A 22,545-nucleotide genomic window follows, 5' to 3' on the forward strand; every position below is an offset into this window, starting at 1 on the left:
GTGGCCGCTGTTCACTAGACGAAGGAAAATAATGAAGATCACTGAGGTCAGAGCCTTCCCGGTGGGAGTCGCTCTCGATGAGCCCCTGCGCTGGGGCGCCATGGCGGTCAATTCCAAGGGCGGAATTGTGGTGCGCATTCGCACTGATGAGGGTTTCGAGGGAATCGGCGAAGCCGGGTTCTCATCGGAGTATTTCAGCACCGTCGGGCCCATCATCAATAATCAACTGGGTCCCATGCTTATCGGTCGGGACCCCCAGGATATTGCCGCGCTCTGGCAAGAGATGCTGGATGCGACACACATGTGGGGCAGACGAGGCATCGAAACCTATGCACTAAGTGGGGTCGACATTGCCCTCTGGGACCTGCTCGGCAAGGTGAGCGGTCAACCGGTGTATCGCCTGCTGGGAGCGGCCAAGTCGAAGGTTCGCGCCTATTTCGCGCCCTCGTTGAAAGCCCCCCATCTGGTGGTGGAAGAGGCCATCCAAGCCGTTGAACAGGGCTTCACTGCCATGAAACTTCGGCACGGTCCTGATCTCAAGGCCGGGGTCGACATGGTGGCCGACGTGCGCGACGCCGTGGGTCCGAACATTGACATCATGGTCGATGCCAACATGGCCTTTGATCGACGGGAAGCGTTGACGTTGGCCCGGGAACTCGAGCAGCTTCAGATTGCCTGGCTCGAAGAGCCAATTCTGTCTCGCAGCCTGACCCAGTACATCGATGAGCACACCTGGCTCTCGGACCGGGTGTCCATAAACCTGGCCGGCGGAGAATCTCTCCTGACCCGATTTGAATACCTTGACCTACTCAAACGTAAAACTTTCGACATTCTCCAGCCTGATTGCACCAGTGTAGGGGGAATCTCGGAGGCCAAGAGGGTCGCCGACATGGCCAGTTCGTGGAACATTGACTGTGTTCCGCACATCGCCTGTTCCTCGGGGACCGGTATCGCTCTGGCTGCCGGACTCCACCTCATTCTTGCCTGTGAGAACGCGCCGATGATCGAATATGATGCCTACGGTGGTCCCGGTTGGGACGGTCTCTTGGCGTCTGCTCCGCTGTTGAAGAACGGTTTCCTCGAGGCGACGGATGCCCCCGGTCTGGGAATCGAATTGACCGCGGATGCCTACGGTCGGTTCGCGCTTCAGGCCATTCCCGCCTTGTTGTGATGAGCGTGTCATTACGCCCGCTCCGGTGAGAGGTCACTAAACTTGAGACTTCATATCTTCAGACCACCAATAGGTGAACCGCACCTTTTTTCCAAGCGATTTTATCTTGACCAGGGAGACCCGCGATGAGTGCCAACAAAATGATCGAACGCGTACCGCGGGTCAAGTTGGCAGACGCCGTGGCTCTCCAACTTGAGCGGCTCATTATTGAGGGTGAATACAAGATCAGCGAGAAGCTTCCCCCGGAACGCGTTCTGGCCGAGAACTTTGGTGTGGGGCGCAGCTCTATGCGCGAAGCCCTTCGCATGGTGGAGGCGGGCGGCCTGCTCAGGACTGACCACGGTGTGGGTGTCTTCGTCGTGAGTAACGAGAAAACAACGTTACTGCCCTCGGACATGATTCTGACGGGTGATTACACCGTTCCAGACCTCTTTGAAGCACGGTTGGCTCTGGAACGGGAAGGTGCCTCACTCGCGGCCAAGAAAATCTCCGCAGAACAGGTGGCAAATTTGCACTCACTTCTTGAGCAGGCCGCGGTTCCGGGCATCACCGATTATGAATTCATCAAGCTGGACGGACAACTTCATCAGGCGATTTCAGCCGCTAGTGGAAATCAGCTTCTGGTTGACCTGTCCAAGAGCATTGAGCACTTGTTCGTGGTCTATTCTCATCGGGTGATTCGCTTGCCAGGCCGCCGGAAAACAGCCCATGCCGGCCACGTGCTCATTGTGGAGGCTGTGGCCGGGGGAGACTCGGCCGCCGCTGAAATTGCCGTGGCCAACCATCTAGCCGAAGTTCAGAAAGACATTGAAGTACACCTTGAGGCTGTCTTATAACAGAGCTGTCTGATCGTTTCCCGCCGGTGAAATGTGGCGGTTCAGAGTCGTTCAACACGCCCTGAATTCTCTTGACAGGGGAGAATTGTAATCGAAGAGTTCAGACCACCTGATTTCCAACTAACCTGAACACCCTGTTTAGGTGGTACGAAACCGTGACGGCACCCGTCGTCCTGACAGACATGCAAAGGAGCATGAATGTTTCCCTCCAACGTGACAGCAGCCACACAGGTCGGCCTCGCTGCCGAGGCGCCAATTGTGGAAGCTCGCCGACTGGGCAAGCGTTACCCCGGAGTCATCGCCCTCGACGACGTGAGTCTGTCGCTCCGCGCAGGAGAGATCCACGCTCTCCTCGGAGAAAATGGGGCGGGAAAATCGACCCTGATCGGTCTGCTCTCTGGTCTCTCGAACCCAGATAGTGGCGAGTTGCTGGTCGACAATAAGACGCGCAACTTCACCAGCCCGCGACAGGCTCAGGACTTGGGAATCAGCACGATTTACCAGGAGCAGACCCTCGCACCGCACCTGACGGTGATTGAGAACGTCTACTTCGGTCGCGAATTGAAGCGCGGTCCGTTCCTGGACGAGCGAGCCATGCGGCGCCGTGTTGAATCGCTCTGCGAAGAATTCGGATTGAGCAAAACAGATTTGGATTTACCGACGGGCAGCCTAGGTGCCCTCAAACAGCACGTGGTGCAGATTCTCAAAGCGCTGGCCTTCGACGCACGCGTCGTCATTCTCGATGAGCCGACATCCGGTCTGGAAGACAGCGAACGGCAGATGCTTTTTGACCACATGAGGCGTATGCGGGAACGAGGAGTGGCCCTGCTCTGGGTGACTCACCGGCTCGACGAACTTTTCGGCCTGGCCGACGTGATTACCGTTCTCCGCGACAGCCGCTGGGTCGCTCATGTGGCGCCGACGGACCAGACGCCCGACTCGCTGGTGCGACTGATGGTGGGGCGCAGCCGTAATCTGGCCGAGTCGTCCACTGTGCACGATGGCCGCGAAGGGTTGTCCGATACAGAACAGGCAGAGGTTCTTAAACTGACTGAGGTTACCCGACTGCCTTTGCTGCGGGACATCTCGCTCACCGTGCGACAGGGAGAAATTCTCGGCATTGCCGGGATCGCCGGAGCCGGCCGCACCGAACTGGCTCGGGTCATTCTGGGCGCCGACCGCACTGACAGCGGAGAGGTCTTTGTTCGAGGCCGCAGAGTACTGATCAGAAATCCCCGTCAGGCTACCAAACTCGGAATCTCGCTCGTTCCTGAAGAGCGAAAGACACAGGCCATTCTGGGCTCCATGTCGATCGCCCAAAACATCTCCATTTCCAGCCTGGACGAGGTCTCCACCGGCACCATCGTGTTGAACAACCGCAAGGAAAAAAACGCGGCCAATCGCTTTGTCACTGAACTGCGCATTCGATGCAGTGGTGTGACGCAGAAAATCGGCACTCTCAGTGGCGGAAACCAGCAAAAAGTGATTATCGCCCGCGCCCTCTTCAATAAGCCTTCTCTGCTCATATTTGATGAGCCCACCCAGGGGATCGACGTCGCCGCCAAGACCGAAATTTACCGCCTGATCTATGATTTCGTCGATAAAGGCGGGGCGGCGATTGTGATCTCCTCTGAATTACCTGAACTGGTGAACCTCAGCGATCGCATTGTCGTGATGCGTGAGGGACGCCTGGTGGGAGAACTCACTGGACAGCGCAGGAATACGACTGGCGGCACCGACAACGAACTGGCGGAAAAAATTATGGCCATGGTGGCTGGAGTAACAGAGCAGAGCCGAGTAGCGGAGGAAACACCATGAGCGTGCGTACGCGATTGACCCAGACGTTAGCGATTGACGGGCTGCCGGTCGCGGCCGCTCTGGCGCTGGCTGTGGTCTTTTTTTCTCTGGCCTCACCGTTCTTTCTCACCCAGGAGAACATCTCGAATCTGCTGACGCAGTCACTGTTCGTCATCATTCTCGCGGCGGGCATGACCTTCGTGCTTATCGTCGGCGGTTTTGACCTCTCCGTCGGCGCAGCCACGGGACTGAGCGCTGCGACGACGATGCTGGTTCTGATGAACGGCGGGGCACTGCCGCTGGGTATTCTGGCGGGCATCGCCACGGGTATGGCTTTTGGAATTATCAACGGCTTTTTCATCGCGGTGATGGAGATCAACGCATTCATCGTGACGTTGGCGACGCTCAGCATCGGAGCCGGCGCCCTTCAGGTCCTCACGACAGGAACCCAGCTCACCGGCGTGTCACTGCCCGCGTTTGCCTGGCTCACCAAGGGGAGCATCCTCGGAATCCCCACCGGGGTGGTGATCACTCTGGTGATCGTGGCTGCGCTGGAGTGGGTGCTTCTATTCACGACGTTTGGCCGAACGATCTTCGCCGTGGGGACAAATCCTCGGGCTGCCTTTTTGGCGGGAACGCCGGTGCGGCGCCTGACTTTCAGCGTGTACCTGTTGTCCGGAACGATTGCCGGCCTGGCCGGCGTTCTCCTGGCTTCTCATCTGAACTCCGTGCAGCCAGGCCTCGGCCAGGGATATGAACTCAGCGCGATCGCGGCCGCGGTTTTGGGTGGCGTATCGCTCGCCGGTGGCCGTGGCAGTGTCTGGCGCGCGGTGATCGGTGCACTCTTCCTGGCGACCATGGCCCAGGGGCTGCAGCTCATCGGGGTGGATCCGCTCTGGTTCAGCATCGTGACCGGCGCCAGCATCGTCATCGCCGTTGCGTTCGACCGTGCGGTGCAGCAATGGGTGATCAAACAGCTGGCGGCAGCCACCACCAAGCGTCAGATTTTCGATGACTCGGATGCCTCAGCGTCTGTGTCTGCCGACGCGCCCACAACATCCGCTACTCGTTCGTCTGTGAGGAACACGAAATGATCGCCATTACTGCCCCGAGCCAGCGGTTCAGCCGTCTTCTGGCCAACCCGAGTGCGGGAGCCATTCTCCTGCTGGTCATTCTGATCGTGGCCATGTCGGTGGCTTTCCCCAACTTCTTTACCGGGATCAATGCCGGCAACGTCTCCAACCAGATGGTGTTCGTGCTGCTGCTGGCGTTGGGGATGACCGTGGTGCTGATTACCGGCGGGATCGATTTGTCGGTCGGGTCCGTGATGGGCTTGAGCGCCGGCATCGGTGCGTACACGATCACCAGCGGCGCCCCCCTGGTGGTGGGTCTGCTGACGACGATGGCGGTCGGTGCATTTCTCGGCCTTATCAACGGGATCATGATCACCAAGTTGGGTTTGCCTGATTTCATCGCCACCCTGGCAATGCTCGGAGTTGCCCGCGGCGCTCTATTTTTGTGGACCGGCGGGGTGCCGATTATCGGCTACATGCTGCCGGAGTACTACGTCATCAGCGGCCTCAGCCAGCCATTTGGCTTCATCACCGTTCCCATTCTTATTGCCATTGTTGCGGTTGTCGTGGTGGCCGTCGTGCTGAAGTTCACCAGTTACGGACGGCACGCTTACGGTCTGGGCAGCAGCCCCCATGCAGCCGTGCTCTCCGGGGTACCCGTTGCCCGCATCAAGGTGATCGCATACATGATCAGCGGGTTGATGGCTGGCGTGGCCGGAATGATTATGGCCGGTCGAAACACCACCGTCGCCCCGACCATGGGACTCGGCTACGAGGTCGCCGCCATCGCCGCTGCGATCATCGGGGGCGCCGCACTTGGCGGGGGCCGTGGATCTGCCTTCGGGGCGGTCATCGGGGCGCTGGTGCTCAGTATTACTGCGAATGCCATCAATATCGCCGGGGTGAGTTCGAGTTGGCAACAAGTTGTGACCGGAGGAGTTCTTCTCCTGGCCGTCGTCTTCGACCGAGTGAGCTCGCTCATCAGAGCTCGCTCGGCCCGACTCGCGACCAGGCTGGCACACGCCTGATCTTCACCGGTACACCCGACCCGTCAAAGATGACGAGCGGAAATTCAATCAACACAGCGAAAGGTAAAAAAGTGTCTGACACAAAAATCATTTCAGAGGTCAAGAAAAATGGAGTTTCTCGCCGCAGCCTGCTCACTTCGATGGGACTGGGCGCGGGAGTCATCGCCACGACCGGTCTTCTGTCGGCTTGCTCGACCGTTGCCCCCACCGGATCAGCCGCGGCAACGGGCGGCGCTGCCGCTGCCGGCAGCATCGGCGGCTCCGTTTACGACGCTGAAATTAAGAAGCTCGTTGCTGGTCGAGAGCTTCAGGTTGGCTGGACGCCTCCGATTCTTTCGGAGTTTTTCAACCAGATGGAAAATGCCGCCTTCGGCCGGATGGCAGAACTTGAGGCAGCCTACGGGGTGAAGTGGAAGTGGGAACGCTCCTCCCCCACGGGAAACTTTGATGCCGTCGAGCAGCAGATCAGCACCGTACGGGGCTGGACCACCCGTAAATTCGATGCAGTTCTGGTATGCACCGGGGCAAACTTCGCCACGATGCAGGACGTCTACACGGAAGCGGCCGACAGCGGGACGTCGGTCTTCCAGTTCAACCAGCCGGTAGAAATCTACGAGCCCGATCAGATCAGCACCGTCTCCAACATCGGTTATGACAACCGCTCGCAGTCAGGTTACCTGGCTGGCAAGTTCATCGCCGACACACTCGGCGGCAAGGGCAAGGTCATTCAGATTATGGGACCGTCTGGTTCGGACTGGACGAAGGCACGCCTGATTGGTTTCGCCAAGGCTATGGCAGAAAACCCGGGCATGGAGGTTGTCGGCAGTGCTGACGGCGGCTACGTTCGTGAAAAGGGTCTGAACGCTGCTCAGGACCTGCTCACTCGTTTCCGTGACGTGAACGCCATTTACGGTGAAAACGAGGACATGGCTCTAGGCGCGCTGCAGGCGGTGGAGGCTGCCGGCCTCAAGTTGTGGGACGGCACAGACGGCATCGTCATCATCGGCGCCGACGGTCTGATCTCGGGCATGGACTCAATCGTTGCGGGCAAACTCACTGCCACCATTGACGTGGGATCGGTAGACCAGGGCCGCACCTTCATCGACACGATCTTCCACAACGTCGTGCTGGGCGAATCGGTGGGCAAGTTTATTGAGGTGCCCACCCGGGTTGTGACTAAGACGAACGTCGCGGCAGCCCAGGCCTACATCAACAATGCGCTGAAGCCCGCCAAGACCTACTGATCCTCCGGATTCGATCGGTCTGGCTGTTTGAGCTGGTCCGAAGAATCATTCTGTCACTGACATCAAAGGAAAAAACGACACTATGGTACTTCGGGCCAGCTCTTCAGCAACTCCTCCCTCTTCTAATCTTCTCGAGTCGCCTCTCATCGCTGTTTTGAGAGCACGGCAGGCTTACGACTACGATCCCGTTGTAAAAATTCTTGTTGATGCGGGCATCCGATCTCTTGAATTTACGCTGAGCACTCCGGGAACTCTCGAACACTTTTCCGCGCTCCGCCAGATCGTTCCGACCACGGTCGACCTCGGCGTGGGAACCGTCACCGATCTCGAACAGGCCGAATTCGCACTGGATGCCGGCGCCGAGTTTCTGGTGACACCCACCACGAACCTCAAGATCGTCGCGCTGGCCTGCCGTCGTGGTGTGCCGATTTACCCGGGCGGGCTCACCCCGACAGAGCTGCACGCTGGCTGGACTGCGGGCGCCACGGCCGTGAAGATTTTTCCTGCCTCGACGGTGGGCGTGATTTATCTGTCCCAGCTTCGTGGGCCCTTTCCTGATATTCAGGTCATTCCGTCGGGCGGGGTCGAGATGGCCGATGTGGAGCCCTGGCTTCAGGCCGGAGCGCTGGCAGTTTCGCTGGGTGGACCGCTGATCGGTAATGCGTTCTCCGGCGGCAGTCTGACCGAATTGGCAGAACGGGCTGAACACGCCGTGAACCTGGTGAGCGGTTTCAGGAGTGAGTCATGACTGCCGGCGCGACACCGGGAGGAGTGCTGACCTTCGGCGAGACGATGGGGCTTTTTCGAGACCCGCAACCCGGCATGCTGGCCCTCAGCCGCAGCGTGCAGCTAGGGATGGGGGGTGCGGAGAGCAATGTGGCGATTGCCCTGAAGCGTCTGGGTACCCCGGTGACCTGGGTCGGTCGGGTGGGCCGCGACAGCCTGGGAGACCTCATTCAGCGGGAGCTGGCCGCCGAAGGGGTGAACGCGATCATCACCGTTGACGAGGACGCCCCCACTGGACTCATGATTAAGGAACGACGGATGGCCACCGCTACCCGGGTCTGGTACTACCGGGCCGGAAGCGCCGGTTCTCGGCTTGAGCCCTCAGACATCCCGGCTGACGTCATTCGTCAGGCGAGCTTGCTGCATGTCACCGGTATCACTCCGGCGCTCTCGGAATCAGCGGCACAGGCCACCCGTCATGCCATGTCTCTGGCGCGGGACGCCGGAGTGCTCGTCTCCTTCGACCTGAACTATCGATCACGGTTGTGGAACGCCCAGGCGGCAAGGCAGAGCTATCGCGACCTGATTGCCCTCGCCGACATCGTCTTCGCCGGTGAAGACGAAGCCGAGATCGCCGTGGGGCGTGCCGACAGTGTGGCTGAGACCGCCCGTCTGTTGGGCGAACTGGGACCGCGGCAAGTGATCATTAAGTTGGGGGATCGTGGCTGCTTCGCCCTTGTTGACGGGATCAGTTATGACCAGGTGGCCTTCACTGTCACCGTGGAAGACACCGTCGGTGCCGGCGACGGATTCGTCGCCGGTTACCTGTCTGAAGTTCATCGCGGCTCTCCTGTAGCGCTGCGCCTGCAGACCGCGGTGTCTGTGGGTGCCTTTGCCTGCACGGTCGCCGGGGACTGGGAGGGTATGCCCCTTCGCAGTGAACTTGGTCTCCTCGCGGCAACCGAACCCGTCATTCGTTGAGGGCCGGCTGCTGAGCGCCGGCCGTGGCTCTAACCGGCGAACCGGTGCGGGGCTAGTCCTGTCACGTGTGGGTCGACGGCGAAGATCGCGCCGGCGAGTGGTTCGTCGTGCATGAGTTGTTCAGGTGTCAACCCTGCACGGGCCGATGTGATGAAAAGCTGATCTAAGCGAGCGCCGCCGAAGGCCACACTCGTGACGCGAGTGACCGGCAGGTCAACGACCGTCAACAGCTCACCCGCTGGGCTGTAGCGGAGCACGCTGCCGCCGTCCCACATGGCAACCCACAGGCAGCCTTCCGCGTCGACGGCCATGCCATCGGGGGTGGCCACGAGGCCGGGAGTCTTCACCAGGGTGCGACGGCCGCGGAGCGTTCCGGCGCCGGGTTCAAAGTCATAAGCATCAATCTGTCGGGTCAGGGAATCGATGTAATAGAAGGTCCGACCGTCCGGGCTCCAGTCCAGACCGTTGGAGATCGAAACCGGTGAAACCATGCGATCTGCGGCCAGATCTGCAGAGACGCGGTACAGACTGCCTGCCCCCGGAACTAAATCAGCATTCATGGTGCCGACCCAGAGCCGGCCGTCTGCATCACAGGCGCCGTCGTTCATCCGGTTCGATGCTCGGTCTGCTTCGACGGGGGCAACGAGTTCGAACGCACCCGTTTCCAAGTCTGCGTAGCCGATCCCGTCGCGCACCGCACACACGACGCCGCCGGACCGGCGGCCGACCACGGTTCCCACCGGTTGCCCGACAGCGATGCTGTGGTCTGTTCCGGATGCCGGGTCAAAGTGGTGAATTTCACCCTTCGAGATGTCTACCCAGAGCAACTCGGCTCGTTCGGTGTCCCACCAGGGGCTTTCGGCCAGTTCGGCTGCGGCTTCGAGGGCAACTTCCACCCCGGCAGATGCCCGAGAAGCTCGAGTGTTTGCAGCGTGCACGGGTCAGCCCAGAGTTGTCATGGCGGCCCGAATGATCAGAGCCATCGACGTCGCCCCCGCATCGGCATAGCCGATGGTTCGATCGCCGAGATAGCTTGCACGTCCTTTGCGGGCAGCCAGCGCCACCGTGCCGTCCCGACCGGCGTCTGCGGCGGCAGACGCGCTGACCAATGCACGGGCCAGCGTGTCACCGGCCGCCAGCGCTTGGTCCAGGGCAGTGATGGCCGGAGCGAGAGAGTCGTAGAGCGTTTTATCGCCGACCTGGGCGGAGCCGCGATCCACAATTCCCTGCCCACCGGCGCGGAGCAGCTCAGCAAAACCGGCAGCATCCAACACGCCGTTCGGCCCGCTCGTCACAGCCATTCGCAGAAAAAAGGTGCCATAGAGGGCGCCGCTGGAACCGCCGACCACGTCAACGATTGTGGAGCCCACGTGTTTGAGGAGTTCCCGCGGTGAGTCCAGCTGGTCAAGGAATCCGATCGCCATCACGGCAGTGAACCCGCGTTCGAGGTTGGAGCCGTGGTCGGCGTCGCCAGCGGTCGCATCGAGGTCGTTCAGAGCGTCGGCGTGAACGTTGATCAGACGGGCACATTCGGTGACCCACGCGGTCAGCTGTGCCGTGGTGATCTGGTCGTTCATGCTTCTGCTCCCCAGGTGATTGAGGGGGTGCGCACCGGCGCATCCCATAAAACTGTCAGGTCATCGTCGAGCTCCAGAATGGTCAGGGCAGCTCCGGCCTGATCGAGTGAGGTGACGAAATTTCCGACCAGACTGCGTACCGGCTCCAGTCCTCGAGCGCGAAGCAGCCGGTCACACTCGCCGTACAGCAGGTACAGCTCGCTGAGCGGGGTCGCACCCATTCCGTTCACCAGGACGAGCAGCTGTGCGCCAGGGGAGGGCTGCAGATCGGTCACGACCTCGGAAACCATGGCGTCGGCTATCTGGTGCGCGTCTCTCATGGCCACTCGTTCCCGACCAGGTTCGCCGCTGATACCGATTCCGAATTCAATCTCGCCGTCGGGCAAATCGTAAATAGGTTTTCCGCGAAGTGGGGGTGTGCAGGAGCTCAGGCCCACACCGAACGTACGAGCGCGGTCAGTGACGCGGCGGGCTATTGCCGTGACGGAGGCAAGGTCGTCACCACGTTCGGCCGCTGCACCCGCGATCTTTTCGACCAGCACGGTCGCGCCGAGTCCCCGTCGTCCGGCAGTTCCGGGCATCTGCGGGATGGAGACGTCATCGGTGACGAGCACTGAGTCGATTGCGATGCCTTCAAAGGCGAGCAGCTCTGTGGCCATGCCGAAGTTCATCACCTCTCCACTGAAATTCTTGATGACATGCAACACCCCGGCACCACTGTCAGCGGCCAGCGTGGCGGCGACAATTTGCTTGGGAACTGGGGACGTGAATATTTCACCGGGGCAGGCGGCGTCGAGCATGCCGTGGCCTACGAACCCCGTGTGCAGCGGTTCACAGCCGGAGCCGCCGCCGGCCACCAGACCGACCTTGCCTGCTCTGGCGCGCGTGGTTCTCACAACAATGCGTCGCTCGGCATCGAAGGTCACTGTCGTCGGGTGAGCTGCAGCCAGGCCGACAAGATAATCGGTTACTGCGTCTGCGGGATCGTTCATAAACTTCTTCATCGAAGTGTGCCTTCGTTTCAAGGTGTTGCTCATGAGTCAGTCCGAGGCAGTCCAGGTGATGCCGCGATTTTACGCTGAAAAGCAGGTGATCAGGTGGTCTGAACACTATGCAAAAACGAGGACGATGTCAAATGCCACTGGTTTCGAAGAAACAGTATCGCTCTCCCGACGCCGCCGAGCCGGGGGAGGGTGACAACGCCAGTGGTGGAGAAACCCTCGCCGCCGAGTGGCTCTTTAACTCGTTGAAAGCCGCACCTTCACCTTGGGAGTTGTCTACCTTTGGCATCGTGTGTATGTACACGGTCCGAAAGTCGCCACCAAACGATGAACGCAGCACTGATCGCGTGGGGACCCGTGAACCGTTAGGAGATCATCCGTCATTGTCACCCAACGAGTGTCAGCGCGGAGACGCACCGGGCATTAGGGAGGAATGGACATGAGAATTCTGTCTTGCACCTAGTGTCTCCTAACGGATTGAGTCAGATTGTGATCGTCCGGAGGATGACTCCGCCGCGGTAGTTGACGGCGAGCTTGTCGTATCGGGTCGCGATGCCGCGCCATTGTTTGAACGCCTGAAAGCATCGCTCGATCACGTTGCGGCGTTTGTAGGCCTCCTTGTCGAATCCTGGTGGCTGGCCGCCTTTTCCTCCCCGCCGTTTGCGGTTGGCGATGTGGTCGGATTTCTCTGGAATCACGGCTTGGATGCCGCGGTCGCAGAGAAGCTTTCTGTTCGCCTGTGACGCATAAGCTTTGTCAGCCAGGGTGCGATCAGGCTTGGTCCGAGGACGCCCTGTGCCGCGGCGTGGCACTCTCAAGCTCGACATTACGTGCGGAAACATGGGCGAGTCACCGCCCTGCCCCGTGCCCAGAAGAAGGACGAGAGGACGCATATTCGCGTCGCACAGCGCGTGGATCTTCGTGGTCAAACCGCCCCGTGACCGGCCAATTGCATGATCAGGTGGCTCGACGAGCAGATTCGTGTAATTTGACAGTTGCCCCCGTGGCCCGGCCGAGGTTCGTGCCGTGTTGATGCGCCCGGTTCACGGTCGAGTCCACCGACGCTTCCCACTCGATCAGCCTGGCGGCATCTGCCTGAGACAGCAACTCTGTGAGGATCTTGTCCCAGGTGCCGTCGCCGCTGAACCGGTGGTGCCGCTTCCATACCGTCTGCCACGGACCAAAACTCTCCGGCAAATCCCGCCAAGGAGTCCCGGTTCGATACCGGTAGATGATCCCCTCCACCACGCGGCGATGATCCTGAAAGGGGCGGCCACCCTTCGCCGCAGCAGGCGGCATCAACTGCTCAATCAACGACCACTGCGAATCAGTAAGGAAAACGGTGCGAGTCACATCTAAATGCTCTCACAACCAACCCACTGGGTTAAGAGACACGCCCTAGGTGAGTGCCGCTCGCGGCACTCCGTGGGTAGGGGGTGCCACGAACGGCAATGGGTGCCGTGAGCCTGATGTGACCACTGGGCGGTGGGCTGCCGTCCTCTAGGCTGTGGGAATGCCCATACTGTTGCAGCTTGACTCGTCCGCAGACCTCGTGACTTCGCGGTCGCGGGCTATCACGGCGACCTTCGCCGATACCTGGCGCAGTCTCGGCGCCGACCACACAGTCGTTCACCGTGACCTGCATCGCGAACCGCTGCCCCACCTGACGGATGCCGCGCTACACTTTCCGCCCCGGCTACGCCCCGTGGATGCGAACCCGAGCGCGGAGCAGGAGGCCCTGCAGCAGGTTTTGATCTCGGAACTGGTCGCCGCTGACGTGCTGCTGATCGGCGTTCCGCTGTACAACTACTCGATGCCGTCGACCTTGAAAGCGTGGATCGATTACATCCACCTGCCGGCGGTGACCGCTCCGTTCGACGACCCAGCCAGCCAGCAGCCACTGGCCGGTCGCCCGGCCGTGCTCGTTTCGACTCGCGGCGGGGTTTACGACGCGGGAACATCCACGGAATACGACGATCACGCACTGCCCGCGCTCAGCCTGATTCTGGCGGACGCACTGGGAATGACGCTCGAAACGATCGTGGCCACCCGCACGCTGAACGAACGATTCGGCGCCCCCGCCGACGAGGTCGCCAAGCAGCACCAGGAACTGGCGGCCGCCCACGCGTCCGCTGCGCAGGCCGCCCGCCGCCTGGGCTGACCCGCCCTCGATCGGCCGGCTAGTTCATTCCAGAGCGGCTGCGACGTGCCCGGCCAGCTCCAATACCTGGTCGCGGTCGGTGGCTTCTACCGGCCGTTGTCCGTTGATGAACGTGCCCAGTCGCACCCAGTCATCGCCGACGATGAAGTCGACCGAGCAAGCCGAGATCGTGCCGACCGGGCACAGGAGATAGGCCTGTTCGGTTACTCCCGCGACATCGACGGGCTCGTGCGCCGCCCAGACGCCGCTCTGCACCTGAGCGGAATCGAAAGCCCACGCACCGTGCGGCAGCATCTCCAGGTTGGCGAGGGCTGCGTCGGAACCGGCGGGCCCCACGATGCAGCGCGTCACCCCAGCGAGCGTCGCCGCTCCGGTCATGACGCTCCAACCGCCGCCGTGGTAAGTGGTGTGCACGGGCAGCTCGGCCGCCTGGAAGACGGACTGCACGGTTGCAGCCGGCAGGATTACCTCGCAGTCGGTGCGTGCAGCGACTGCGGCAACGGCCGGCGTGGTGTTCGAGGCCGCGGCGGTGGCGACCCGTTTGGTGATGGTGCGGAGGACCGGCGCTGCGAGGGCCAGCACATCGGCGTCGGAGGCCGGATCGGAAACGTTGGCCCCCTCCAGAAATACTTCGATCCAGGCCTCGCCGACGACAATGTTGGACGTGCACAGGCCGGAGTGCGCGAAACAGGTCGTCCCGGACGAGTCTCCGAATGGCTGGGCGTCACCCTGCGGATGGTCGGCCACATGCAATTCGATCTGCGCGGCCGTGGCATCGGGCAGTACCTGGACGGTCAGTTCGTCATATGCCGGATTGGGAATACCACCCACGGGCACATCGTCATTGCCCCAGGTGCAGCTCAACCCACCGGTGTTCTGCACGGCATACTTCACCGGGGATACGGATGGTGCCCAGTCCAATCGTGGCTCGTAGTCGTTCGCACCGAAAAGCGCCTCCAGTTCGGCGATCGACACCAGGTCGGCGCAGGTCACGTCGAACCGCGAAGCGGGCGCCGACGAGAGCTCGGCCGCCGGTGTTGTCGACGGAGATGTCGACGGTCCCGAGGCAGCTGGCGTCGCCGGGCCCGCACACCCCGTCAGCGCAAGGATCAGGGCAACGGTAATTGGAACCACACTGTTTTTCCCCATGCTGGCAATGTACCAACACGCGCGGACGTGCCGCCAGTCCCTCTGTGTCGTCGGGATGCCAGCGGTCGACCACTACGTCGAACGTCGCGGTCGGGCGTCGCCGATAGGGCATTGGCGGAGCGCTGGTGCGCGGGGCACGAGCGGGTGCAGGGGCTCAGGCGTATATGAGAGGACAAATCGTTTATTACTTCGAGGTCGCTTGACCGCTGCGGCAGCGATTCATGAGTGACATCGGCAGTCTTGCCGCGAGAAGAGACCGTGATGTTGAAGCAATTCGATCAGTCTGTCAATTTTGGTTTCTAGAAATTCCCTGAGTTTTTCTCGCTTTTGTGTTCGATTCGGGGTAGAATCATTGGGAAGGAGGCAATGGCGCCCATGTTCATGGAAAACCCCGGTGAGTCCAGTTCGAACCCCGTTGTTGTGGCGGTGGAGCAGGCGCGGGATGCGTTGTTGGCGGCGTTGGGTGGGCTGTCGTTCGGGTCTCTTGGTGATGAAGAATCCCTGAGTATGCTGCTCGCGCTGGAGAGTGTGGGCCGGGTCGTTGATGGGGCCCGGGTGCTCTCCACGACGGATGTGCTCCGTCGCTCCGAGTACTTTGATGCGGCTGTGGCTAAGACGGCCGTGGCGACGAAGGCTGCGGCGAAAACGGCGCAGCAGACCGAGGTTGAAGCTTCCGGCGCGGTGTCCCTGGCGCGTCGGCTGGGCTGCCGCAGCGGCCTCGTGTTGGTCTCCACCCTCGCCCGGATCTCCCGCAGCGAGGTTCGGCAGCGTGCCAGCCTGGGCAAGAATGCGGGTGAGCGGATGCTGCTCGGCAGGCCCCTGACACCGACCTATCCCGTGGTGGGGGAGGCGTTGCAGGGCGGGGAGCTCGGCGTCGAGCAGGCCCGAGTGATCGTGTCCGTCCTCGACGGCCTGCGCCCGTCGGTGCTGGTCGATGATCTCGACCGGGTGGAGCGGTCGCTGGTAGCGAGCGGTTCCGGTGCGATCACGCCCGAAACCGAGGGGCTCCCGGGCGCGGGGATCGCGTTCGCGCCGGATTTGCTCCGCCAGCAGGGCATTGCGTGGCAGGCGCGCCTGGCGCCCGACGGGTCCGCGCCCGGCGAGGCCACCGCCGAACGGCGCAGCTGGCTCTCTTTCGGTGGGCTGGCAAACGGCGGCTACAGTCTGAACGGCTGGCTGACCACCCTCGACCGTGCCATCATCAGTACCGTCTTCGACGCTTACCTTTCTTCCGCCGCGGCCAACCCCGTTCCCGGCGCCGCTCCACGCGCCAAGGTCGCGTTCCGTGCGACGGACCCGTCCACCGAGGACAGCACTAGCACCAGCACCAGCACCAGCAGTGACCAGGACACCGACAGCGATGTCAGCGAACTCACCGAAACCGGCGCCGACTCCGAAAAGGTCGAACTCGATGCCCCAGACGCGCAGACCACGGCGATCGAGCAGGAAGAGAACGGCCAGAACGGCCACGACGAAGGCTGCGACGAGCAGACTCAGGGCAACACCGCCGCGACGGGTGAGGCGGGTGAGACGCTCGGCGCCGGCCAGCCCGCCCCGCTCAGTCCCTGCCCGCAGGAACCCGGCGACGTCCGTTCGATCGGTGAGAAGCAGGCCGGCATCCTCCGTGCGGTCTTTGAGGCGGCTGCTCGGCAGCCGGGAACCCCGACGATGGGTGGGGCCGCACCGACGGTGCTCGTGCATATCAACATCGACGACCTCCTCGCCGGGCGCGGTGCTGGCTGGATCGACGGCATCGACGGCCCCCTCAGTGTCAAACAAGTCGACGAGCTCCTCTGCGCCGGCGGGTACCAACCCGTGCTGTTCGGCCACCAGGGTCAGGTTTTGCACCTCGGCGACTCCAACCGGTTCTTCACCGCGAGTCAGCGCCGGGCGTTGGCGGCCCGTGATGGTGGCTGTGTCATCCCCGGCTGCACGGTGCCGCCGCACCTGACGCAGGCGCACCACGTCCTAGCCTGGAGCAAGGGCGGCCGGACCAATATCGACAACGCGGTCCTGCTCTGCAACGCCGGGCATGCCAGCATTGAGACGTCCGGCTGGGAGATCGACATGCGAGACGGACGTCCCTGGGTGCGCGGCCCCCTCCTCTTCGACCCCACCCAAACCTGGCGCCCCGCCGGTCAGAACCGTGCCGCCACCCCGGCAGAAAAACCCCATTGGGAGAAGTAGCGCCACCGCTGGACCAGACGCCGAGACTGGGTCGCGTCGTGCCTATGGCGGTCTCGGCAGGCTCGACCAACGGCTGGTGGCATTCGAGAGGCTGGAGGACGTCGTGCCGACGGCGGACGTCGTGCCGACGGCGGACGTCGTGCTTATGGTGGTCGCGACGGGCTCGACCGACGAAGTCGGGCGCGTTGGCGAGACTGGGTCGCGTCGTGCCGGTGGCGGTCTCGACGAGCTCGTCCGGCAGCCAGCGAGTGTCTAGTGCTGCGCTGGTGATCGGCCGTCCCAGCTTCAACTCGCAACGGGGCGGCGTACCAGTCGATAGACGAAATAGGCCAGAGCGACGAGACTGAGTATTGCAATTGCCCACGTTCCGGGGACTCCCACCAGTGGGCCGCTGCTACAGGTGCTCACCGCCCCCGACTCGGGCGAGTAGTCCGTGCACTCGCCCGTGCGGGTGCCTAGAAGCACGACATTGACGGCAATGATCAGCAGGCTTGCCAGTACCCATCGAAGCTTCGGCTCAGCTGTGCGCGTCGGTGTTGACATAGCAAAACACTATGCCCTGCACGGCGCGCACGCTCGCGGCTTCATGATCGTGATCGAATCGTGCGGGACGATTAGTATCGCTTGAGCTGCCCCAGTTCTGCCCTGACCGCGTCGAGGAGCCGCAGTACTCCACCATCGACGGCGGCCACTCTGGCCTCGGACACCCAAGACGGCACCGGCGCGCCTTCGCACGCGATCAGGGTCGATGCGCCGGCTGTGGCGAGGAGCGCGCCGTGCCCGTCCGCGGCCCAGCGGCCCTGCCCACCATTACAGCCGTCGGAGCCCGTCCACGTACCGTCCGCCGCAAACAGTACGTGCGGATCGGTTGCGCCGCTGGGAGAAATCGGGACCCACCGTCCGACGAGGCCGTCAGGCGTTGCCGGGGTGAATTCGGGCGGCAGGGAGGCCGGTAATCGCAACGTCTCGCGCATCGCCTCCGTGATGACGGGCGGCTCGGTGTAGAACTCGGCCGCTGTCGGAATCGCATCGGGCTTGCCATCGATGGTGAGGGTGGCGACCACTGCGCCGCTCGCAGCGGTGAGCTCCCAGCCCGCGCCGGCAGCCCGATACCCGGTGACAGATTCGAGCCAGGCGACTCGTGGCAAGGTGGTCCCGGTGACGCACTCACCGCTGGCGCTGTACGTGGAGGCAAGCAGCAGGTTTTCGCTCGCCCGCCACGAGCCTTGGATCATGCCGCAGTCTCGCCAGAGCTGGAACTCCGGGACGTCCATCCGTAACCAGGTAGCGGCTGCCTCGCCCGCTGCGCCCGAAACGCGCCAGATGTTGACCAATCCAATCGCGGCAGATTCCGCGCCGGTAGGAGGGCTGGTCGGGGGCGGTGAGTCCGAAGTCGGCTCAACCTGTCCTCGTGGAGCCTGCGCACAGGCCGTCAACGCAAGTACGAGCACGGCAGCCAGGCTCGCTGCCTCACGCCCGCGCCGTCGGGCCGTTCCGAAACCCATCGGCCACGACCGCGCTCGTCGCGACCTGGTCGCCCCCTGCGAAGCGGTTCCCTTCGGAGTTCCTGACGTAATCCCCATGCCTTTGATCATGGCCGAGTGCCCGCCGGATTGTCCAGCGCCGCGGCTGCTCGCCTGCGCGGGCACGACCCAACTCAGCGATCCGTGGCAGACTCGCCCTCAGCAGTCAGGCTTGATCGACGTATGAGTCGTCGTCGCGCGTCGTCGTGTGCCGCGTGGAGCAGGTCGATGACCGTGTTCTCTGTACGGGGACCAGGGTTGACGACCGCGATCCAGCCCAAGGCACCGTAGACGGGATGCGGCATGATCACGTCCGCAACGCTGAAATCCCGGGCGGAGAAGTCACCGGTGGTCTCACCGGTGAGGGCGGTAAATTTGGCCGGGCCGACCTGGATACTCACCCGCCACCGACCGATTGGATTCAGGCGGGAGTGCTCGTCGCCGGGATAGTCCTTGGTCACAATCGTGGCGTACGGCTGCACGCTTTTGGGGATGTTGGCATCGGGCGCGTAGTAGAAGAAGTGATCGCCCCAAGCGATCTCGGGAGCATCGCTGCCTTCAACCGGTGCGAGGTCAAAAACGTTGTCGAAGGCGCGAATCGTGTGCAGAAGCTGCTCGAGTGTCATGATTTCCACAATGCCTAGACCGCGGTCAGCGCGTCGAGACCGGCGAACGGTACGAGACCTTCGGCCTTCGCCGCGAACGCCGGGTCAACGGTGACCAGAGCGTCGGCCTGCAACCGGGCGACCGCAATATATTCCGCATCGTGCATGTTCTCCCACCCGTGGTCGCGCGAGATCCGCCATTCGGCGCGGCGCGATACCCGGTCGCCGAGCAGCCGCCTCTTCAGTTCGGTGAGGCGCAAGTGCTGCTCGAGCGCCTGCTCCTCGGTCAGGTCCCCGGCACGTACGGCCGCAAACAGCAGGGCCAGCGCCTGCGCACGGATGACGCTGGGCGCGACGAGATGATGGCTCGCGTCGACACGCAGGCCGGTCGCCACGATGTGCAGCAGGGTCGGCACGTCGATCACAAAGCGAGTCATGCCGCACAGAATAGACGCTGCCATCGCACGCGTCACGGAATAGAACCGCGACTGTTCTTGCTGACATTCAGGTGGCGCACGCGCAGCCACGAAAGGATTGGTGTCGTGAACCTCACAGCGACCGCGTTCAACCTGCCCGGCAGCCTCGCCCACAAGCGCGAGTCCACGCTGATCAGCGTCGACGAGCAGCACTTTGTCGCCATTCGGCAGACCCTCGAGCAGCAGATCATCGAGGTGTCCAATCGGCTTGACGCCCAGCGTCTGACCCGCGGGGGCACGGGGCAGGCCGCCCTCGACCGCGACCTGGAGATCCACCGGCTGACGGCCCGCCTGCGGGTGCTGCGACGCTTCGGCGTCGACATTTGCCTCGGCCGCATGGTCAGTACCGACGACCAGGAGCCCGTTTATGTGGGCCGCTTCGGCCTCACCGACACTGCCGGTCGGCACCTGCTGCTCGACTGGCGTTCCCCGGCCGCTGAACCATTCTTCGGTGCGACCCATGCGACCCCGATGGGACTGGCCAGCCGCCGCCGCTACCGGTGGACCCGCGGTCAGATCACCGATTACTGGGACGAAGTCTTCACCCCCGACGGGCTCGAATCCAACGCCGCGCTCGACGATCAATCCGCCTTCATCGCGAGCCTCGGCAGCAGTCGGTCGCCCCGCATGCGCGATGTGCTCAGCACCATCCAGTCCGATCAGGATGCCATCATCCGAGCCGGATCCCGTGGCGCCCTTGTCGTGGACGGCGGGCCCGGCACCGGCAAGACCGTCGTCGCCCTGCACCGTGCCGCGTACCTGCTCTACTCCGATCCGCGCCTCGGCGACGGTCGGGGCGGGGTACTCGTGGTCGGTCCGCACCAGCCGTACCTGGCCTATGTCGCCGATGTGCTCCCCGCGCTCGGCGAAGACAGCGTGCAGACCTGCACCCTGCGCGACCTCGTCGCCGAGGGCACTGCGGCCGTGGTCGAGGCCGATTTGGGAGCAGCCGGGCTGAAGGCATCCGCTTTGCTGGTGAAGTCGATTGAAGCGGCGGTGCGCTGGTATGAACGGCCACCCACCGCGGCGCTTTTGGTGGAGACGCCGTGGTCCGATGTGTGGCTGAGCCCCGCCGAGTGGGCCGACGCGTTCGACGCGGCTGACGCCGGCACGCCGCACAATGAAGCGCGCGATGAGGTCTGGGAAGAGTTGCTCAGCATCCTGATCGACAAGCACGACGACGTGCCGCCGCACCTGCTGCGCAAATCCCTCGCGCAGAATGACGAGCTGACCGGCATTTTCACTCGGGCGTGGCCACTGCTCGACCCGGCCGGCGTGGTCGCCGACCTGTGGTCGGTGCCGGCCTACCTGAAACTCTGCGCTCCCTGGCTCACCTCGGCTGAAGTGCAGACACTGCAGCGAACGGATGCTCGCGCCTGGTCCCGCGCCGACCTCCCGTTTCTCGACGCGGCCCGACAGCGCATCGGCGACCCGGAGGAGTCCCGGCGCCAGCGTCGCCGTGAAGCCACCCTGGCCGTCGAACAGGAACGGATGGCGCGGGTCGTCGACGATCTCATCGAGAGTGACGACAGCGAGCTGAAGCTAATGTCGATGCTGCGTGGACAGGATGCGCAGAACAGCCTGGTCGATGATGCCGCACTGCCGAGCGCTGATGCTGACCTGCTGGCCGGCCCGTTTGCGCACATCATTATTGACGAGGCGCAGGAACTCACCGACGCCGAGTGGCAAATGCTGCTGGCGCGCTGCCCGTCGCGAAGCTTCACCATTGTCGGCGACCGGGCGCAGGCTCGGCACGGGTTCCCCGAGTCGTGGCAGGAACGGCTGGCTCGCATCGGGCTCGATACCGTCACACTGGCGTCGCTCAGCATCAACTACCGCACGCCGCAGGAGGTGATGGCGGAGGCCGAGCCGGTCATCCGTTCGGTGCTGCCCGATGCCAACGTGCCCACGTCGATCCGCAGCAGCGGGATTGCGGTCGAGCATGCATCCGTTTCAGCGTTGGAATCGATTCTGGGGCGCTGGCTGGCCGAGCACGTCGATGGCACCGCCTGTATCATCGGCGAACTGACGACCGTCCCGCCGAACTCACGCGTGAAGGTGCTGTCGCCGGAGCTGGCGAAGGGGCTCGAATTCGACCTGGTCGTGCTCATCGACCCGGAATCGTTCGGCACCGGCACCGGCACCGGCACCGGCATCGAGGGAGCGGTCGACCGCTACGTCGCGATGACTCGGGCCACGCAGCAACTGGTGATCCTGACGACCCCCCAGTGACTGAACTAGGCCTGCGAGAACAGAAAACTCGGTGCGACGATTTTGGTGATGGTGCTTGATCCCTGACCGGCTTGGCCAATGACGCCGTAGGCCATGTCGATCCCGGGATCGACGACGTTGCCGGGGAATGAGGTGGGCAGGTCGAGCGCCACCGAGCGCACGCCGAAGAGGTCGTCAACGTGCACCCGGTTCGCATCCTGCCCGGCAGAGACAGCGTCAAAGTCATCTCCGACGCTTGTGCCGTCGACCGAGGCGATGGCCATGCCACCGGCTGTTGTGGCCGCCGTGGCCTGCACGCTAAATGCGGGCAGGTAGGGGATGGCCGCGTCGGTGGACGGTCGCTCGCTCCGGTAACGGTTCACCACGACGTCGAAACCGCCCCACGACGTCCCATCCATCTCGGGGTAGTGATTGGAGCCATCCTGATGATGAGTGGCTTCTGGCTCGCCGAGAAGGTCGATGACGGCCGCCACGGCTTCGTCACCGTTCTCGGAATAGCGGAGTGAGAGCAGCACGGTTCCGCCCTCATCAACGACGTCGGTGGTCTCAGCACCGATGAGAATGCGGGAGGGCTCTGCTGCCGCTGTTTCGGACGCTACCGGTTCGACGGTCGGTGGTGCTGGGGGTGATGCGGCGGTGCAGGCCGACAAGGCACCGGCCAGAGCGAGCATGGCGATTAAAGCAAATGATTTACGGATAAGAGCCCCCAGAACTGTCGAGGTGAACAACCCCGCTTCACCCACGACCCACGCTATCGTGCCAGGGACCTGCGTACACT

20 protein-coding genes are annotated in these 22,545 nt (G+C 62.8%); 11 read left to right on the forward strand and 9 right to left on the reverse strand.

Features of this window, described 5'->3' with window-relative positions; genetic code table 11:
- Positions 1–31 precede the first annotated feature (31 nt).
- The 8 genes from CXY80_RS16170 (at position 32) to CXY80_RS16205 (ending at position 8,856) form a co-directional block, all read left to right on the forward strand.
- Positions 32–1,171, forward strand: a complete 1,140-nt coding sequence (locus tag CXY80_RS16170) for a mandelate racemase/muconate lactonizing enzyme family protein (protein ID WP_092450917.1) — start codon at positions 32–34, stop codon at positions 1,169–1,171.
- 125 nt (positions 1,172–1,296) lie between these two features.
- Positions 1,297–2,007 (forward strand): FadR/GntR family transcriptional regulator, encoded by a 711-nt coding sequence (locus tag CXY80_RS16175; RefSeq protein WP_092450915.1) that lies wholly within the window; start codon positions 1,297–1,299, stop codon positions 2,005–2,007.
- Positions 2,008–2,205: 198 nt separating this feature from the next.
- A complete protein-coding gene (locus CXY80_RS16180) occupies positions 2,206–3,825 on the forward strand; it encodes a sugar ABC transporter ATP-binding protein (protein ID WP_104133081.1) in 1,620 nt (539 codons plus the stop codon).
- The gene (locus CXY80_RS16185) at positions 3,822–4,898 is read left to right on the forward strand and encodes an ABC transporter permease (RefSeq protein ID WP_092450911.1); all 1,077 of its coding nucleotides are present in this window, start codon (positions 3,822–3,824) and stop codon (positions 4,896–4,898) included. Before CXY80_RS16180 ends, CXY80_RS16185 begins: the two co-directional genes overlap by 4 nt.
- On the forward strand, positions 4,895–5,905 hold the full coding sequence (locus CXY80_RS16190) for an ABC transporter permease (RefSeq protein WP_092450909.1): 1,011 nt from the start codon (positions 4,895–4,897) through the stop codon (positions 5,903–5,905). The genes CXY80_RS16185 and CXY80_RS16190 overlap by 4 nt, the downstream gene beginning before the upstream one ends.
- Before the next feature lie 29 nt (positions 5,906–5,934).
- Positions 5,935–7,149 (forward strand): sugar ABC transporter substrate-binding protein, encoded by a 1,215-nt coding sequence (locus CXY80_RS16195; RefSeq protein WP_092450907.1) that lies wholly within the window; start codon positions 5,935–5,937, stop codon positions 7,147–7,149.
- 82 nt (positions 7,150–7,231) lie between these two features.
- The gene (locus CXY80_RS16200; protein WP_092450905.1) at positions 7,232–7,897 is read left to right on the forward strand and encodes a bifunctional 4-hydroxy-2-oxoglutarate aldolase/2-dehydro-3-deoxy-phosphogluconate aldolase; all 666 of its coding nucleotides are present in this window, start codon (positions 7,232–7,234) and stop codon (positions 7,895–7,897) included.
- Positions 7,894–8,856 carry a sugar kinase gene (locus tag CXY80_RS16205; RefSeq protein ID WP_104133082.1) on the forward strand — a complete coding sequence of 321 codons (963 nt, stop codon included), beginning with the start codon at positions 7,894–7,896 and terminating at the stop codon, positions 8,854–8,856. Before CXY80_RS16200 ends, CXY80_RS16205 begins: the two co-directional genes overlap by 4 nt.
- Positions 8,857–8,885: 29 nt before the next feature.
- Here CXY80_RS16205 and CXY80_RS16210 read toward each other — a convergent pair whose 3' ends face one another.
- The 4 genes from CXY80_RS16210 to CXY80_RS16225 all read right to left on the reverse strand — a co-directional run bounded on the left by CXY80_RS16210 (position 8,886) and on the right by CXY80_RS16225 (position 12,787).
- A complete protein-coding gene (locus CXY80_RS16210) occupies positions 8,886–9,794 on the reverse strand; it encodes an SMP-30/gluconolactonase/LRE family protein (protein WP_092450901.1) in 909 nt (302 codons plus the stop codon).
- A gap of 3 nt (positions 9,795–9,797) precedes the next feature.
- Entirely contained in the window at positions 9,798–10,433 is a 636-nt protein-coding gene (dhaL, locus tag CXY80_RS16215) for a dihydroxyacetone kinase subunit DhaL (protein ID WP_198415564.1), read from the reverse strand.
- Positions 10,430–11,437 (reverse strand): dihydroxyacetone kinase subunit DhaK, encoded by a 1,008-nt coding sequence (gene dhaK, locus CXY80_RS16220; RefSeq protein WP_092450900.1) that lies wholly within the window; start codon positions 11,435–11,437, stop codon positions 10,430–10,432. The genes dhaL and dhaK overlap by 4 nt, the downstream gene beginning before the upstream one ends.
- 479 nt (positions 11,438–11,916) lie before the next feature.
- A protein-coding gene (locus CXY80_RS16225; RefSeq protein WP_158251683.1) for an IS5 family transposase occupies positions 11,917–12,787 on the reverse strand; the annotation gives its coding sequence in 2 pieces (ribosomal slippage) (positions 11,917–12,426 and positions 12,428–12,787; 870 coding nt in all).
- Between the two features lie 160 nt (positions 12,788–12,947).
- On the opposite strand from CXY80_RS16225, the gene CXY80_RS16230 reads away from it, so the two are divergent.
- On the forward strand, positions 12,948–13,595 hold the full coding sequence (locus CXY80_RS16230) for an FMN-dependent NADH-azoreductase (RefSeq protein ID WP_104133083.1): 648 nt from the start codon (positions 12,948–12,950) through the stop codon (positions 13,593–13,595).
- A gap of 24 nt (positions 13,596–13,619) precedes the next feature.
- Here the strand turns inward: CXY80_RS16230 and CXY80_RS16235 are convergent, their stop codons facing one another.
- On the reverse strand, positions 13,620–14,744 hold the full coding sequence (locus CXY80_RS16235) for a hypothetical protein (RefSeq protein ID WP_146070757.1): 1,125 nt from the start codon (positions 14,742–14,744) through the stop codon (positions 13,620–13,622).
- 366 nt (positions 14,745–15,110) lie between these two features.
- Here CXY80_RS16235 and CXY80_RS16240 point away from each other — a divergent pair, with 366 nt between their 5' ends.
- A complete protein-coding gene (locus CXY80_RS16240; RefSeq protein WP_104133085.1) occupies positions 15,111–16,931 on the forward strand; it encodes an HNH endonuclease signature motif containing protein in 1,821 nt (606 codons plus the stop codon).
- Positions 16,932–17,545: 614 nt separating this feature from the next.
- On the opposite strand, the gene CXY80_RS19575 is transcribed toward CXY80_RS16240, so the two are convergent.
- The 3 genes from CXY80_RS19575 to CXY80_RS16260 all read right to left on the reverse strand — a co-directional run bounded on the left by CXY80_RS19575 (position 17,546) and on the right by CXY80_RS16260 (position 19,496).
- A complete protein-coding gene (locus CXY80_RS19575; RefSeq protein WP_158251684.1) occupies positions 17,546–18,166 on the reverse strand; it encodes an META domain-containing protein in 621 nt (206 codons plus the stop codon).
- 422 nt (positions 18,167–18,588) lie between these two features.
- A complete protein-coding gene (locus tag CXY80_RS16255) occupies positions 18,589–19,080 on the reverse strand; it encodes a DUF6194 family protein (protein WP_104133088.1) in 492 nt (163 codons plus the stop codon).
- A gap of 14 nt (positions 19,081–19,094) precedes the next feature.
- On the reverse strand, positions 19,095–19,496 hold the full coding sequence (locus CXY80_RS16260) for a hypothetical protein (protein ID WP_092450884.1): 402 nt from the start codon (positions 19,494–19,496) through the stop codon (positions 19,095–19,097).
- A 105-nt stretch (positions 19,497–19,601) separates the two neighbouring features.
- On the opposite strand from CXY80_RS16260, the gene helR reads away from it, so the two are divergent.
- Positions 19,602–21,767 (forward strand): RNA polymerase recycling motor ATPase HelR, encoded by a 2,166-nt coding sequence (helR, locus tag CXY80_RS16265; protein ID WP_233195429.1) that lies wholly within the window; start codon positions 19,602–19,604, stop codon positions 21,765–21,767.
- A 5-nt stretch (positions 21,768–21,772) separates the two neighbouring features.
- Here helR and CXY80_RS16270 read toward each other — a convergent pair whose 3' ends face one another.
- Complete coding sequence (locus CXY80_RS16270) at positions 21,773–22,438, reverse strand: hypothetical protein (RefSeq protein ID WP_104133089.1); 666 nt, start codon at positions 22,436–22,438, stop codon at positions 21,773–21,775.
- Positions 22,439–22,545 lie beyond the last annotated feature (107 nt).

It is taken from the genome of Cryobacterium sp. M91 (assembly GCF_002929615.1).
Classification (GTDB): Bacteria; Actinomycetota; Actinomycetes; order Actinomycetales; family Microbacteriaceae; genus Cryobacterium; species Cryobacterium levicorallinum.